This window comes from Pontibacter liquoris (assembly GCF_022758235.1).
Lineage (GTDB): Bacteria > Bacteroidota > Bacteroidia > Cytophagales > Hymenobacteraceae > Pontibacter > Pontibacter liquoris.
Genome location: NZ_JALEBG010000001.1, coordinates 2,461,359 through 2,477,071, shown reverse-complemented (window position 1 = coordinate 2,477,071; position 15,713 = coordinate 2,461,359). Strand labels below are relative to the sequence as shown.

12 protein-coding genes are annotated in these 15,713 nt (G+C 50.8%); 7 read left to right on the top strand and 5 right to left on the bottom strand.

Going from position 1 to position 15,713, the window contains the following annotated elements; genetic code table 11:
- Positions 1–882 precede the first annotated feature (882 nt).
- Positions 883–2,169: a citrate synthase gene (locus LWL52_RS10245; RefSeq protein ID WP_242919483.1), complete on the bottom strand. Its 1,287-nt coding sequence runs from the start codon at positions 2,167–2,169 to the stop codon at positions 883–885.
- 366 nt (positions 2,170–2,535) lie between these two features.
- Between LWL52_RS10245 and LWL52_RS10240 the strand changes: the two genes are divergently transcribed.
- Positions 2,536–3,432: an aldo/keto reductase gene (locus LWL52_RS10240; protein WP_302467789.1), complete on the top strand. Its 897-nt coding sequence runs from the start codon at positions 2,536–2,538 to the stop codon at positions 3,430–3,432.
- A gap of 40 nt (positions 3,433–3,472) precedes the next feature.
- Here LWL52_RS10240 and LWL52_RS10235 read toward each other — a convergent pair whose 3' ends face one another.
- Complete coding sequence (locus tag LWL52_RS10235; protein WP_242919481.1) at positions 3,473–3,784, bottom strand: hypothetical protein; 312 nt, start codon at positions 3,782–3,784, stop codon at positions 3,473–3,475.
- A gap of 389 nt (positions 3,785–4,173) precedes the next feature.
- On the opposite strand from LWL52_RS10235, the gene LWL52_RS10230 reads away from it, so the two are divergent.
- Together LWL52_RS10230 and LWL52_RS10225 are read left to right on the top strand one after the other, a co-directional pair.
- Complete coding sequence (locus LWL52_RS10230) at positions 4,174–5,424, top strand: metallophosphoesterase (RefSeq protein ID WP_242919479.1); 1,251 nt, start codon at positions 4,174–4,176, stop codon at positions 5,422–5,424.
- A 1,178-nt stretch (positions 5,425–6,602) separates the two neighbouring features.
- Positions 6,603–8,006 (top strand): S8 family peptidase, encoded by a 1,404-nt coding sequence (locus LWL52_RS10225; RefSeq protein ID WP_255748974.1) that lies wholly within the window; start codon positions 6,603–6,605, stop codon positions 8,004–8,006.
- Positions 8,007–8,337: 331 nt separating this feature from the next.
- Here the strand turns inward: LWL52_RS10225 and LWL52_RS10220 are convergent, their stop codons facing one another.
- From LWL52_RS10220 to cphA, 3 genes are all read right to left on the bottom strand, one after another.
- Positions 8,338–8,646: a hypothetical protein gene (locus LWL52_RS10220; RefSeq protein WP_242919477.1), complete on the bottom strand. Its 309-nt coding sequence runs from the start codon at positions 8,644–8,646 to the stop codon at positions 8,338–8,340.
- Between the two features lie 46 nt (positions 8,647–8,692).
- Entirely contained in the window at positions 8,693–9,586 is an 894-nt protein-coding gene (locus LWL52_RS10215) for a phosphorothioated DNA-binding restriction endonuclease (protein ID WP_242919475.1), read from the bottom strand.
- Positions 9,587–10,193: 607 nt separating this feature from the next.
- The gene (cphA, locus tag LWL52_RS10210; protein ID WP_242919473.1) at positions 10,194–12,836 is read right to left on the bottom strand and encodes a cyanophycin synthetase; all 2,643 of its coding nucleotides are present in this window, start codon (positions 12,834–12,836) and stop codon (positions 10,194–10,196) included.
- Between the two features lie 288 nt (positions 12,837–13,124).
- Here cphA and LWL52_RS10205 point away from each other — a divergent pair, with 288 nt between their 5' ends.
- From LWL52_RS10205 to LWL52_RS10190, 4 genes are read left to right on the top strand one after another with little or no spacing between them, the layout of a single operon-like run.
- Positions 13,125–13,565 carry a hypothetical protein gene (locus LWL52_RS10205; protein ID WP_242919470.1) on the top strand — a complete coding sequence of 147 codons (441 nt, stop codon included), beginning with the start codon at positions 13,125–13,127 and terminating at the stop codon, positions 13,563–13,565.
- A 4-nt stretch (positions 13,566–13,569) separates the two neighbouring features.
- Positions 13,570–14,655: a toxic anion resistance protein gene (locus LWL52_RS10200; protein ID WP_242919468.1), complete on the top strand. Its 1,086-nt coding sequence runs from the start codon at positions 13,570–13,572 to the stop codon at positions 14,653–14,655.
- On the top strand, positions 14,655–14,831 hold the full coding sequence (locus LWL52_RS10195) for a hypothetical protein (RefSeq protein WP_242919466.1): 177 nt from the start codon (positions 14,655–14,657) through the stop codon (positions 14,829–14,831). Before LWL52_RS10200 ends, LWL52_RS10195 begins: the two co-directional genes overlap by 1 nt.
- Complete coding sequence (locus LWL52_RS10190; protein WP_242919464.1) at positions 14,828–15,646, top strand: hypothetical protein; 819 nt, start codon at positions 14,828–14,830, stop codon at positions 15,644–15,646. The genes LWL52_RS10195 and LWL52_RS10190 overlap by 4 nt, the downstream gene beginning before the upstream one ends.
- Positions 15,647–15,713: the final 67 nt, after the last annotated feature.

Here is a 15,713-nt window from a genome sequence, read left to right as displayed (position 1 = left end):
ATTGTCCTCCACTCTCAAATAGGTGAGGGGGTAGGTTATTACTCTTTACAAGTATAAACGGAGTAGTACCGGGTCCAACCACCCTGATCCCTCCTTGTTTTTAAGAGTGCCCTTACCCCCAGGAGGGGAGCCTTTCGTTGCTGCTGTTGAGGTATAAGCGTTGTAGTAATAGCTTAAACTCCCTTCCACCAAGATCCTTTCAGGATGACAGAATAGGAAAGAGGCATGAAGAGTAAGTTTATACTTGAGCCGAAGAATAAGCTGCTTAGTTTCGGATAAAGAAAGAACATCCCCCTACCCCCTTCAAAGGGGGACTTTCTGCTTCTGCTATACTTTGGCTGAAGTTTCATGGCAGCTGCCATCGCGCGGACAGGTCGCGACCTGTCCCTACGTAAATACAATGCTGATAAAGTTGAAGCTTATACTTATACTAAAGTATAAACAGTAGCTATCGGATTGATCCCAGTCCTTGGGTTGAGCGCCTTGGTGTGTTGCGGTGCCTGCAAGGCAGCCCGCTAGGGCAGCTTCACGCCACAGTGCGATGGCAAAGGACGAGCCCTCGCGGGCTTGGAGCGCTCCAAAGCCAAAGCTGAAACAAGGCAAGTATAAAACTGAGGAAGAAAGCTAGCTACCAAGTATAGCAGAAGACAGCATTGAAGAAGAACTCAAGCATCTGGTACAGCAGAAAACAATAATCAGCATAAGTCAGCCATCTACCAAGTATAGCCGGAAGTATAAAACTACTGAGTCTGATCAGCTACCAAGTACAGCAGAATGTATACACCGAGCCTTAATCTCTAAAGTAACCTCACAACAAAAAGTACATAAAAACAAAAAGGCTGATCGCAAGACCAGCCTTTTTGTTTTTATGGTAAGTATAACTTAGCGTTGCGCTATGCCAACATAGTCGCGCTCTGTTTCGCCGGTGTAGACCTGGCGCGGACGGCCGATCGGCTCTTTCTGCTCGCGCATCTCTTTCCACTGTGCAATCCAGCCGGGCAGGCGGCCCAGGGCGAACATCACCGTGAACATGTCGGTTGGGATGCCCAGCGCACGGTAGATAATGCCGGAGTAGAAGTCAACGTTCGGGTACAGCTTGCGCTCTACAAAGTATGGATCGGTCAGAGCCGCTTCTTCCAGTTCTTTGGCAATGTCCAGGATCGGGTCGTTCACGCCCAGCGCCGTCAGCACTTCGTCGGCTGCTTTTTTGATGATAGTGGCACGCGGATCAAAGTTCTTGTACACGCGGTGGCCGAATCCCATCAAACGGAACGGATCGTCCTTGTCTTTTGCTTTGGCAATATACTTCTTCGAGTCGCCACCGTCGGCTTTGATGGCTTCCAGCATTTCGATCACAGCCTGATTGGCACCGCCGTGCAGCGGACCCCACAGGGCATTGATACCGGCAGAAACAGAAGAATACAGGCTGGCATTCGCCGAGCCTACCAGGCGCACAGTAGAGGTAGAGCAGTTCTGCTCGTGGTCGGCGTGCAGGATGAGCAGCTTGTTGAGCGCATCCACGATCACCGGGTTGATTTCATAGTCCTCGGTAGGGTACGCAAACATCATGTGCAGGAAGTTTGAGCAATAGTCGAGGTTGTTCTTCGGATAGTTTACCGGATGGCCAATCGAATTTTTATACGACCAGGCCGCGATGGTGGAGATCTTGGCGATCAAACGGATGATCGACAGGTCTACTTCTTCTTTTGACTGGTTCGGGTTCAGCGACTCAGGGTAGAAAGCAGTCAGGGAGCTAACCAGGGCAGAAAGTACGCCCATTGGGTGCGCCGCTGAAGGGAATCCGTCCAGGATCTTGCGCATGTCCTCGTTTACCAGGGTATGCACTTTTATCTTGTTGCTGAAGTCTTTCAGTTCTGCTTCTGTTGGCAGTGAGCCGTAGATGAGCAGGTAAGCTACTTCGATAAAGCTCGACTTTTCAGCCAGTTGCTCGATCGGGTAACCTCTGTAACGCAGAATGCCCAGCTCACCATCCAGAAAGGTGATCGCACTTTTGGTAGCACCCGTATTTTTATAACCAGAATCTAATGTAATATAACCGCTGTCGGAACGCAGGTTAGAGATATCAATGGCTTTTTCATCTTCTGTACCTACAACAATTGGATATTTGTAGGATTTACCGTCTAATATAATTTCAGCGTGGTCTGACATGTGTCTTTTTGGTTTATGTCCGTTGTTATGTCTCTTGGAGAGCGAAATTATGTAAAAATGTAATAAAATGAAAAGTAGTATACCCTTTAATCATTAAATCACCTCTATATTAATGTGCGGCCATGCAGCCGCCTGATTAATAAACGCTAAGTGGCGAAAAAGTTTCAATATTACGGGGCGAAGCAGGCAGTAATTGCATCGTATAAGCCTACAATTTTGGCCACTTCGCATGTAAAATCTACGAAAACCCCCTCTCCAATATCCTATGCTATACCTGATGGCTGCGCTTAGCAGAAATGCGCGATGGTGATGGGCACAAACATTTCTACGGGGCAGAGCGTTAGCAGAGCATACTGGAAGCGAAAGATGAAATACAGAAAATTAGGCAGATCCGGGTTGCAGGTGAGCGAAGTGAGCTTCGGCTGTATGTCGCTGGCAGCGGGCGAGGCCAGCAGCGTGCGTTTGCTGCAACAGGCTTTCGATAAAGGAGTTTCTTTTTTTGATACAGCCGACCTGTACGACAAAGGCGAGAATGAAAAGCTCGTTGGCCAGGCTTTTAAAGAGATGCGCGACCAAGTGGTGATCGCAACCAAAGGAGGCAACCAGTGGCGGCCCGATGGCAGCGGCTGGGACTGGAACCCTGCCAAACGCTACCTGCTTGGAGCCGTGGAGAAAAGCCTGCAACGCCTGCAGACCGACTACATCGACCTTTACCAGCTGCACGGCGGCACCCTCGACGATCCGATCGATGAGGTGATCGACGCATTTGAACAGTTAAAGCAGCAGGGTAAGATTCGGCATTACGGCATTTCCTCTATCCGCCCCAACGTGATCCGGGAGTATGTGCAGCGCGCAGGGATAACCAGCGTGATGATGCAGTACAGCCTGCTGGACCGCCGACCCGAAGAAAGTTGCCTGGACCTGTTGCAGGAGCACCACATTGGCGTACTTGCCCGCGGGAGCCTGGCGCAGGGATTACTGGCGGGCAAAGCACCCAAAGCCTACCTCAATTATACTTCCGCAGAAGTGGAAAAGGCAGCAGGTGTAGTTGCCGAAAAGGCCGGTGGTGCGCATACGGCCACAAGTATAGCCGTACGGTTCGTGCTGCAAAACCCGGCCGTTACGTCCGCCGTGCTGGGTATCCGAACGCCCGCGCAGTTAAACGCCGCACTGCAGGCAGCCGCTGCCCCGCCGCTTCCAGCAGACGTGCTGCAGGCCCTGCAGCAGGCTGTTCCGGCAACCGTTTATGAGCAGCACCGCTAAACACTAGCGTTATACTTTGTTAGTCAACGGAAGCGGCCTGTTACCAGGTTGTATCGTCTTCGGTGCTGGTAAAACCGATACCCGGTTCGTAGCGCGTGCCGGTGCCATTCAGGTGGTTCCACATATCAACTTTCATTTTCTGCTGGTCCAGCGCGATAAACTCTTTCCAGCGCTCCTGGTCTTCTTCCGAAAAGTGGGCCACCAGGTCGGCAAGCTCCAGTTTGGGGTTTTGCTCCAGTTGCTCCTGCATGTGCGTATCGGTGCGCAGCATATGCTCTATTTTAATGCGGAAGTAGGTGTTCAGCTCTTTGTAGCGCGCCTCGTTCCAGTTCTCCGGGTTCATCTCCTCCATGTACGTAAGTGTTTAAGGACGTTTGTTTCTTTAAACAACCTGCAAGTATAAATAGTTGAGCGCAGGTTTCAAGGGCGCAGCAGAAATTCTCCCGTTAGCGGAGTGCCTGGCTATACTTTGTTACAGGTACCACTTGCCGGTCTTTTGCCTTATCGTTCACAAGAGCTCACGGCAAGTATACAGAAGCAGCCTATTTATGGTATTGCAAATTATACCTCGTAGCAGCGTAAATCTTCTGAAATCATACGCAGGTAAAACATAGCCTGGTTTTTGCTTGTTTCGTGTAGGACGGTTTCTGGCAGCGCTGATATTTCCCTATCTTGTACCGCTGCTTTTCCTTTCCGGGGCACTTTATTGAAAGGTGCCCGGCTTACAAACTAAAAAAACGAATGCGAAATTTGATTATAATCATGGGGATCATCTCCCTTTTTATGCACTGGTATGCGTTTCAGGGTATCAAAAAACTTACGGCCAAATGGCAGTCTTCCACCTTGCGCCAGGCGGTGCATGGCGGCTACTGGGCGCTCTTTTTTGTGCTGATGGGCAGTTTTGCCTATGCCTTTTACCTACGCTTTTCCACCGACCATGCCACAGCTTTTACGCAGTGGACCATCAATGCTTTTCTGACATACTTTGTCACCATCCTGATCTTTATACTTGTCCTGTTCCTGGAAGATATGTACAGGGTGGTGGCTGCTGCCTTTCGCCTGGTGCGCCGCCCGCGCGGGCAGCGTACCGAAAAGCTGTTGCCGGAGCGCCGCCGCTTCATGAGCCAGCTGGCCCTGGTAATGGCCGGCATTCCGTTCGCCTCTTTCCTGTATGGCGTAACCAAAGGCAAATATGATTTCACCGTGCACAGGCAAGTTGTATACTTCGACGACCTGCCGGAGGCTTTTGACGGCTTTACTATCACGCAGATCTCGGATGTGCATTCCGGCAGCTTTGATAATGCCGAAGCCGTGCAGCGGGGCATCGACCTGGTGAAAGCACAGAAATCGGATATGTTCGTGTTTACCGGTGACCTGGTGAATGACCTGGCGCCCGAGATCGTGCCCTATATCGACCTTTTCAAGCAGATCAAAGCACCTTACGGACAGTTCTCTATTCTAGGTAACCATGATTACGGCATGTACCACCAATGGCCTAGCGAGGCAGCGCACGAGCAGAACATGGTCCGCCTGAAGCAGCATCACGCCGAACTGGACTACCGCCTGCTGCTCGACGAACACGTGACGATCGAAAAAGGAGGGGAGAAGCTCACGCTTGTAGGCGTGGAGAACTGGGGCAAAGGCTTTATCCAGAAAGGCGATCTAGACAAAGCCTTGACTGGTGTGGATGAAAAAGCCTTTAAGATCCTGCTTTCGCACGACCCCTCGCACTGGGAAGAGATCGTGAAACATCACCCCACGCACATACACCTTACTTTGTCGGGGCACACACACGGCATGCAGGTGGGCGTAGAAACGCCCCTGGTAAGATGGAGCCCTGTGCAGTATATTTACAAGCATTGGGCCGGCCTGGCCGAGGAAAACAACCGGCAGCTTTACGTGAACCGCGGCTTTGGCTTTATCGGTTTTTCAGGTAGGGTAGGTATCTGGCCCGAAGTGACCGTGCTGGAACTCCGCAGGAAAAGCGCCTGATTTGAAAGCAGGTATACTACCAGTAAGTTGTTAGAAGGATTACTTACTGTAATTTAGAAAGTAGTCTTGCCGTCATTTCGACGTTAGGGGAAATTCGCGTCTTTAATTCTTTCAGATTTCTCCTAACGTCGAAATGACATGTGCTTGCAGGAAAAGAATCTGGTAAGTATAGCTTCAGTTGTGAACAGCTTCTATACTATTATAAACTTCTATACTATAGGAAGGCTTTCGTAGCACAATTTCCTTCTTAGGAATAAGGGCTTGCTTTCTTTTTTTTTCATCCTGAAAGGATCTTGGGAGCAAATTGCATAGGCTTCTATTCCTGGCTGCCAGCTTTCAATATAGTATAGACCTACATCTTGCGCTTCTTTCTCCAAAGTAAACTGTACTGCCTTTTGGTAGGTGTTGGTTCAATAGCGTTTACAGCCTGAACTAGTAAAAACAAGTATAGCAGGCAAGTATAACAAGAAAGCCCCCCGGTTGCGGGTGGCTTTCTTGTTATGTCAGGAAGGTAGCTCACGGGGCTGCACCCGGTTGGCGGGAGCAACACACGATCACTTCGGCAGGAGGAGCTTAATCGTAGCTGTTCTTTTTCTTTTCCTGCTTGGCGGCCTGCTTTTCTTTGGTAGTTTTAGCCGGCTTTTTCTTAACCTCCTTTTTTGCGTCTTGTGACTTTGCCATGGGAGTAGGGTTTTAGGTTTAGATAAAGGTACAGAATCTTTGTTTTTATTAATAAGTTCCGGGCGAATGTTTTTGCCTGAACAGAAATTCGCTCCTGCCGGCTATCAGGAAATGTAGGTTCGTTATACGGGAAGTTGCCAAGCCCGAAGGTTTGTTACAGGTAGCTACGTCATACTTACCCAACTACTTTTCAGAAGCAAGCCGGAGCAGGGCCACCTTCTTTTTAGCTCTGTTACAAGCCGGAAATGGAAGTATGTTTAAACGGTAATAAAGAATTGTATTAAGTATAGAAAATTACTATTGTTACTTCGTGCCATTTTCAAGCATGGAATAAGGCTAGATTTCCTGAAAGTAGTTTGTAAAATCCTGTAACCTTTTGCTATAATGCAGTAAATGGGTGTGATGGCAAATGTTACCTGGCCGCGCGTTTATTCCTTTCGATTATATGTTTATTCTGGCAATTTAGGAACATCGTTACTAACCTAAACAACTTACGTATGATCAAAAACTACTTAACAGCAGGAAAGTCTGCTGTTGCAATGGCTCTTCTGTCAGCCTCCTTCCTGACAAGCTGCGATCAGGAAGCTTTACTAGAAAACAAGGAATTAGCCACCTCACAGCAGCAGGATGCTGTGAGCAACGGACGTAACTTTGTAGCCAACGAAGTGCTCGTGAAATTCAAAGCCGGTGTTTCTGAAGAAGCCCGTGCGAAAGCCCTGGCCCATATCAGCGGCAATGTAAAAGAAAAGATCCTGACCAAAACCATGGAGCGCTTCGGCGATAAGGAAGGTCTAGTGCTGGTGCACACGCCAATGGCTGCACTGGAAGCAGTAGGTAAACTAAAAGGAGCCGCCGAAATTGCGTTTGCCGAGCCAAACTACATTTACGAGGCCAGCGCCACCAGCTCGGACCCTTACTTTACGAACGGCTCGCTGTGGGGTATGTATGGCGATGCTTCCTCGCCGGCTAACCAGTATGGCAGCCAGGCAGCGGAAGCCTGGGCAGCCGGCCACACCGGCTCTTCTTCTGTAGTGGTAGGCATCATCGACGAAGGCGTGCAGTATACGCACCCTGACTTGGCCGGCCAGGTATGGACAAACCCGAATGACCCGGTAGATGGCATCGATAACGATGGCAACGGCTATGTGGACGACGTGCATGGCTGGGACTTTGATGGCAACGACAACGAAGTATACGATGGCGGCACAAGAGGCAGCCTCGACAACCATGGCACGCACGTAGCCGGCACCATAGGCGGTAAAAACAACGGCGCAGGCGTAGTAGGAGTTAACTGGAACGTAACCATCATCTCCTGCAAGTTTCTGGGGCGTAGAGGCGGTACAACAGCTAATGCCGTGAAAGCCGTGGATTACCTGACAGACCTGAAAACACGCCATGGCATGAACATCGTAGCTAGCAACAACTCCTGGGGCGGCGGCGGTTTCTCGCAGGCCCTATATGATGCCGTTAACCGTGCCAACAGCAAGGAGATCCTGTTCGTAGCGGCAGCCGGAAACGGTGGCAGCGATGGTGTAGGCGATAACAACGACGCCGTGGAAAGCTATCCGTCTAACATGGACCTGCCGAACGTAATAGCCGTTGCGGCCATTACCAACACAGGTGCCAAGTCGTCGTTCTCTAACTACGGTGCTACAACTGTGGACATCGGCGCGCCAGGTTCAGCTATCTACTCGTCTGTGGCCTACAACAGCTATGCCTCTTACAACGGTACGTCGATGGCAACACCGCACGTAACTGGTGGTGTGGCCCTGTATGCGGCCTCACATCCGGGCTCTACGGCAGCCGCTATTAAGAACGCGATACTGAGCAGCGCTATCCCGACAGCTTCGCTATCCGGTAAGTGCGTAACTGGTGGCCGCCTAAATGTAAGTGGCTTCTAAGAAATTACTGTTTGTTTAATAAAAGCCGTTTCGGAGCCTTCCGGAGCGGCTTTTTGTTTATAGACCTGTTTGGGCTTGCGCTGTAGCAGGTACCGGAAGATAGTATGATCAGAGAATGGGAGGCAGGTAATCGCCTTGGTTAAAGTATGATCTACAGAAGATGGCTCAGAACTATTGGCTTCTTCTGTACAGGTAAGTGCGCAGGATACCGGCTGCTACATAACCAAGCAGGAAGTAGCAGATAAACAAAGCCAGGTCAATAAGGTCCGTCATTTGGGTGTGCTGTTTAGGGAGTAAAGTTTGCTTTGATTTCAGTGGCTGCGGCTAGCTTTTAAGTATAGTGCACTTCCAGTTCATCGGCTTGCAGGCCAAACGCAATGCCCTGCCGTAAAATGTTGTAGCTGGGATGGGCAGGGTCGCTGAGCTCCTTTTCAATGTCGGCGATGGTGGTTTTCAGTGGATCGCCTTCGAAGAAGCGGAACCACAAGCCTTTGCCCGTTTCATCCTCCTCGTCATCAGCCAGTACCTGCAGCTCAATTTCCCGAAGCCGTTCTGCCAAGGTATCCAGGTCGATGACCTCGTCGAGGTATAGGCTGAAAGCCTCCCGGACAATGGGGGTGTAATGCGGTTGTTTCGACATACTATGGCAGTCTGGTAAAGATTGAACGTAAGGTAGCAAGTATCGCTTAAAGATCGCGATAGCCGCCTTTAAAAACTTCGTTCACGTGCCAATTGGTGAATTCGGGAGTAGGGTAGAAGGCTTTCTTCTGCGGCGGTTTAATGGACCGGCCATTGTGCTGCAGCAGCCATTCGTTAGCGCCATGCCCGTTTATTTCATCTGATACCAGCATCTTCAACTCTGATGTGACGGTAAAAGCGCCCATGTCAAAAAGCTTATGATGCGTGGCGCATAAGGCTAAACCATTTACTTCCACATCAGGGCCGCCCGCCTGGTGCCACATGATGTGGGCAGCTTCCAGGGCAAGCAACTGGTGCCGCAGCCGAACACTAAAACCGCAGACTGCACACTGGTATTGATAGGCTTTCAGTATACTTTCTCTGAAAAGAGGGTCACGTTTTCGGGGTGATTTGATAATGCGGTCTGAAGGTGTTATTGTTAAATCCAGACCAACTGCATCTAGTATGTCCTGGTGCAGCGTATCCGGGAAGTTCTGCTCAAGTATAACTTCAGCTATACTTTTCAGTAGCTCCGGATTTTGCTTGAGCTGTTGTGTTACTTGATCCGGAAACTTGCCAGCTACGTGGTGTTCCCGCAGAAACTTTGAAGTATAATCTTGTTTGGTATTGATCAGACCAGGTTCATTGAGTTGCCACAGCCCATCATTCGCTAGCTTAGTAAATGGGAAATTAGGGTAATAGCTTTTTCTAAACGGCCCGAAATCAATGAGCAATTCCTTCAGCTTAGGCTCTATACTTATGTAAGGTATAAAACCTGTGTTTCCTCTTTGTATCTCTCCCAAAGCCATAAGTATAAGCAACGGCTTGTGCGGTGCACGCGTGCCTTTGCTTTTCCAGGTATTAATGTTCTGGAAGTGGGAGAGGAGGTCAGTTGATGTCATATAATTTGGATAGAATTAATGCTGGTAACACCTGCCGTTTGTGCTTGTAGTCATACGCTTACATCTTGCACCAGCTTTCGTTGTGCCAGAACATTGTACACTAACCGATGTTGTTGTACTAGAAGAAGAACTTCCAGTTTGGTTGTCAGTATTGATTTCAGACCTGTTTATAGCTGCTGAATTACCACCGGATGGCTTACAAACACTACAGGCAGTAAGTCCTTCAGCCTGCGCCTGAGCTACAGTAGTTTCAATAGAGCTTTTCAAATAGTGGCATGTCTTCACATGATACTTAGCACCAGTTCGGGTTTTATAAACTGTCTGAGCCTGACATGCAAACGCAAATAGTATAAATAAAAGCAGGAGTATGTGTTTTTTCATTTGAATAGAGAGGAATAATATTGTCTATATATAGTAAATATAATATAAGATTTCATTTTGCCTCTAGTTTGAGTATACTTCTTTTATCCGTACATCAAGAAAGACTATCTCAATGTGGACCTATACACGTTTATGGTGGTGTTCAAGCAAACCCTCCCCCAACAAAAAGCCCCAGCAACATCCGAAGACACTGCGAGGGCTTTTGATCAAACCAAAACGAGGTACTTTATACTTCCTGCTGATCGGAGGCTGCGTTGCGGTGCTGGATCACGCGGAAGTTCTCTACCAGCTTTACGGCTTCGGGTATATCTTCGGCAAAGAGAGCGATAAAGGACCCTTCCGGCGCGTACTCGAGGGCATAAGCCAGGGCACGCGTTTCCTGGTTTATTTCGCGGGGCTCCAGGTAGGGCTTTACGGTAAAAATGCCTTCCTTCAGCAGGTGGTTGATCTCCTTGCCGCTGCGGCCGCGCAGGTCCTTGTCCTGGCGGATAATGATCTCGTCGAACACCTCCGCTGCCAGGCGGCCCACTGCTTTCAGATCCTCGTCGCGACGGTCGCCTACACCCGCAATAATGCCGATCTTATGGTTTGCGTCCGACTGGTTGATAAAGTCGCTGATGGCTTCCATGCTGGCCGTGTTATGGGCATAGTCGATGAGCACTTCGGCTTTAGGCAGTTTAAAGAGGTTCATGCGGCCGGGCGTAGTTTCGGCAGAAGGTATAAAGGTGCGGAGCGCGGTCCGGATCTCGTTGATCTCCATGTGCGAAGTATAGGCGGCCAGTGTGGCGGCCAGCACATTGTAGATGTTGAACCGGGCTTTGCCGCCAAAGGTAAGCGGGATATCGGCCACGCGGTCGATACGGATCTTATACGTGTTTTTGAAGATGGAAATATAGCCGGCTTCATACACGGCCGCCAGCCCGCCCTTGGAAATATGTTCGATGATGCGCGGGTTCTCTTCGTCCATGCTGAACAGGGCAATCTTACAGCGCAGGCTGCTAGCCATTCCAAATACCAGGTCATCGTCGGCATTCAGAACCGCATACCCGTTGGAGCACACCGTTTTGGGCACCACTGCTTTTACCCGGGCCATTTCTTCTACGGAATTAATGTCGCCCAGACCCAGGTGGTCTTCCGACACGTTCATCACCACGCCAATGTCGCACTGCCGAAAGGCAAGGCCCGAGCGCAGCATGCCACCCCGCGCGCACTCCAGCACGGCATAGTTTACGGTAGGATCTTTCAGCACAAACTCGCTGCTGTAAGCACCTGTGGTATCGCCTTTGATGATCTTGCGGCCCTGTATGTAAATACCGTCGGTAGTGGTGTAGCCTACCTTGTAGCCTTTAAAGTTGAGGATATGGGCGATCAGACGGGTGGTGGTGGTTTTGCCGTTGGTGCCTGTAACCGCCACGATCGGAATGCGCGAAGGGGAGCCATAGGGGAACAGCATGTTCAGGATCGGCTCGGCCACGTTGCGGGGTAGCCCTTCAGTAGGGGAGATGTGCATCCGCAAACCCGGCGCGGCATTCACTTCTATTACGGCGCCTCTTGTTTCGGGCAGTGGTATGGCAATGTCGTTCGTCATCACATCAATGCCGCAGATATCCAGCCCGATAGTTCCGGCAATCCGCTCGGCCATCAGGATATTATAAGGGTGAACAAGGTCGGTCACATCGGCTGCCGTGCCGCCTGTACTCAGGTTGGCCGTGCTTTTGAGGTAAAGCACCTGCCCGGCTGGTAGCACCGATTGCAGTGTAAGGCCCTGCTCTCGGAGGATACCCCGTGAGATCTTATCTATTTTGATGTGCGTGAGCGCTTTTTCGTGGCCTACCCCGCGCCTAGGGTCCTTGTTCACCTGGTTTACCAGCTGCCGGATCGTAGAAGTGCCGTCGCCCGTTACCATGGCCGGCGTGCGCCGGGCCGCTGCCACAAACTTCCCTGCTATCACTAGCATGCGGTAGTCGTTGCCTTGGATGAACTGTTCTACTATCACGGCTTCGGAATAGCGCTGGGCTTCGGCAAAGCCTTTCAGCACTTCTTTCCAGGTCTGGAGGTTAATACTGGCGCCCTTTCCCTGGTTGCCGTTCAGCGGCTTGGTTACGATAGGGTAGCCCAGTACGTCCACTGCTTCTTCCAGTTCGTGGGTATTGTATACCGTAAGGCCCTGTGGCACCGGAATTCCGGATTCTTCCAGTATAGCCTTGGTCACGTTTTTATTGCCTGCATTCTCTACGGCAAAAAAGGAGGTGTTATTGGTCATGGCCGCCTGAATGCGCTTCTGGTTCACGCCATACCCCAGGTGGATGAGGTCGCTTTGCTTGTTCTGGATGTATGGGATGTTGCGGTTCACAGCTTCCTGCACAATGGCTTCGGTGCTGGGGCCGAAATACTCATCTTCCCGTATCTGGTGCATCCGGGCCACATCCTGAATCACGTTCACCCGCTCGCCCCGGGCCAGGGCATCCGTAATGCGCACGGCGGCCTCGGCGGCATATTCGCCAGCCCGTTCCTGCTGGTACGAGAATACCACGTAATCTATGTCCGGCTGGCCGGTGCCATAGCATCTTCCATACCCGCTGTTCATACCTGCCATGGTTTGTAATTCCAGCGCAATATGTTGCACCACTTTGCTAAAGGTCGTTCCTTCGTTCACCAGCCGCAGAAAGCCGCCTTCCGTCCCCTCTGAGGAACGATGTTTGATAATCTCCGGGAAAAGCTTCTGAAGTTTCTGTGCCAGGTTCGGCACGTCGCTTGTGTGGGAATGCTGCAGGTCCTGCAGGTCCAGTTTCAGCACAATGATCTTGGGATGCTTGATAGACCAGTAATTGGGTCCCCGCATTATTTTAAGCTCAAGAATTTCCATCATTTTTAAATAAAGTCCTGCTACGCACGCCGTTTTAAAACTTTTTCCGTTAAAGGCCGGAGGCAGAAAGACATAGAAGAAGGTAATTGGTATACGTAACCCGGGCGGGCTTTGGCAGCACCAGGAGGATGAAATCAGTAACTGTAAAATAAATTGCGTGTTTTGCGTTGATAGTGTACGTAGTTGTACGTAGTCGGCTGCCGGTTTTGCTTTCCGCTAAAATCGACTGCTCTGGCCCGTTCCGCGTATAGGGTATAAAGTATTTTTATCGCATACATAGCTAAAAATCATATGCTTATTTTCTGGACCTTACTCATAGGAGCCGCGCTAGGGTACATGTTCGGCCACTATATCAACCCTAACCTGCGCCTGCGTAAGGCGATAAAAGAAGCCCGGGCGCTGCTGACCACGGCCCTGGAAGAAAAGCACAAAGGCGTGTATAAAACCATCGTCACCGAACAGAACCAATCGTCGGAGCTGGTGGCTGAAGTCAGGGAGTTGGCCATAACCAGTGGCGGACAGGTAAAGGTGGAATACCTCAGCGCCGCTTACAAAAACCCGGCGTTCCGGACCAGGAAAGGGGAGGCCCTGCTGCGGGAAGTCCGCGACCTGCTGGGCGACTACCTGCCGCTAAACGAAATAGAATGGTATGAGAACAGCGACCGACTTGCCAACATCAACAAAAACCTAAATTCCTTAGATAACCTGCAAAAACAGCATTTTGGAGAATAACCCCATGGAAAACACCAACATCACCATTCCCGAGAACAAAGAGCAACTACAGCAGCGCGCCCGGGACCTCTCGAAGACCATTGATCCGACAAAGCCCGAAACCCTTACTAACTTCGGTGTGGAGACGCAGCGCAAGCTGGGCTATTATTCCAATGAGCTGCTCACCAAAGTAAAAGCCAAAGACTCAGGCGATGCCGGTACGGCCATCAACGACCTGCTGGCCCAGATCAACATGATCAAGGTAGACGAGGAGGAGAAGCGGGGCTTTTTGTCGCGGCTGCCCTTTGCAAAAAAGATAAAAGATAAGACAGCCCGCCTAGCCAGCCAGTATAATTCGGTAGCCGAGAATGTGGATGCGGTGGTGGTACGCCTGGAGAAGACCCGGCAAAGTATCATGAAAGACTCCACCAGCCTGGAGGTGATGTTTAAGCAGGCGGTGGAATACATCCACGAGGTGCGCGCCGTTATTGCGGCGGGTAAAATGAAGATCGAAGAGCTTGAAACAGAGACTATCCCGGCTTTGCAGGCCGAGGTGGAACAAAGCGATCAGGACGAGCTGGCCGTGCAGCGCCTCAGCGATATGGTGGCCTTTAAAGACCGCCTGGAAAAGAAAGTCCATGACCTAACGCTCTCCCACACGATTGCCACGCAGTCGATGCCCCAGATCCGGATGATACAGACCACCAATGATGTGCTGGCGCAGAAGATACAGAACTCTATTGTGACGGTGATACCGGTATGGCGCCAGCAGGTAGCCATTGCCCTGGGGCTGGAGAAGCAACGCAAGGCGCTGGAGATCCAGAAAAAGGTAACCGATACCACCAACGAGATGCTCCTGAAAAACTCGCAGCTGCTGAAGACCAACGTGGTGAGTGCGGCCAAAGAGAACGAGCGCGGCATTGTGGATGTGGACACGCTTAAAAAAGTGAACCGCGACATGGTGGAGACGGTGGATGCCGTGCTGAAGATATCGGAAGAAGGAAGTAAAAAAAGGCTGGAAGCTGTGAAGGAGCTGGCGGCCGTGCAGGAGGAACTGAACAGCAAGATCATCGGCTCGTTTGGCAAATCGAAACAAATTGAAACAGAATAATGGCCCTGGAAGAAGCGCAGCAACCCTCGCCCGACAATTTTCTGAATTCCGAACAGGAAGCGCTCCTGGACCTATACCTTCAAAACCTGGACCGGTATTTAGAGGAACTGAGAGCATCGGAAAAGATACAGGTGGAAATTGAAACGCAGCATCTTAAAAAGATCCTTACCAAATGAGAGACTTTCTGCAGGGCCTCTTCGGGCAAAAAGGGCCTGCAGGCAACAGGACGGTTGCAGGAACGCCTGTCCCCATCAACGTAAAAGAAGCAGCCTATATCCGGGATTCCAAACAAAGGCTTTCGGCCTTGCAGGCGCTGCAGGGCAGGTATAAAGGCACGCCTTACGCGCAAAAAATAAAGGACGTGCACGACAAAACAGAGCGCATCCATACTTACCTGGCCGAGCGGAGCCGGGCGTATGAGCTGGAGCTTTTTCACCTGCAGCATACGGACCATTTCCTGAATACCTTTACCGTGATCCTGGATGTGCACCGGCAGCAGGTGAGGTCCACGCGCTCGGCCACCGCCAGGGCTGATGCCGTTATCCGAAGGATGGTGTCTGGCCCGTTCCGGAAAGAGCGGAAAGAAGTGAAAGAAGCCCGCAGGCAGAACCTGGAAACCAGCGAGCGGGTGCTGGCCGACATTGCCGGGTCGATCACCAATGTGCCCCGCCTGACCGTGCCGGAGATCTCGATCAACACCTATACTAAGCTTATTTATCTACGGGAGGATGCCCCCGACAGCCTTATCCCGCACAAGATTGGGTTTACTTCCTCCCCAGAAGAAAAAGAAATGTTTGTCTCCTATGTGGCGGACCGGCTTGGCCTGGAGGATATCACTTATATCGGCAATGCCTTGGTAGCCATTCCCATACACCAACCTGCACAGCCCCCGGAGATGGTGCCTGTCATTCACTGGAACGGCTCGCCTTATGTGCTGATGCTGGACGATCACCGCCTGTTCCCGGTCAGTACTTTCCGGAAGCAACAGTAAGGGACAAATAGTATTTAAGGTATACCTATAAGTATGCTGGCGTTAACCTCTGAGCATGGGTAGCAGC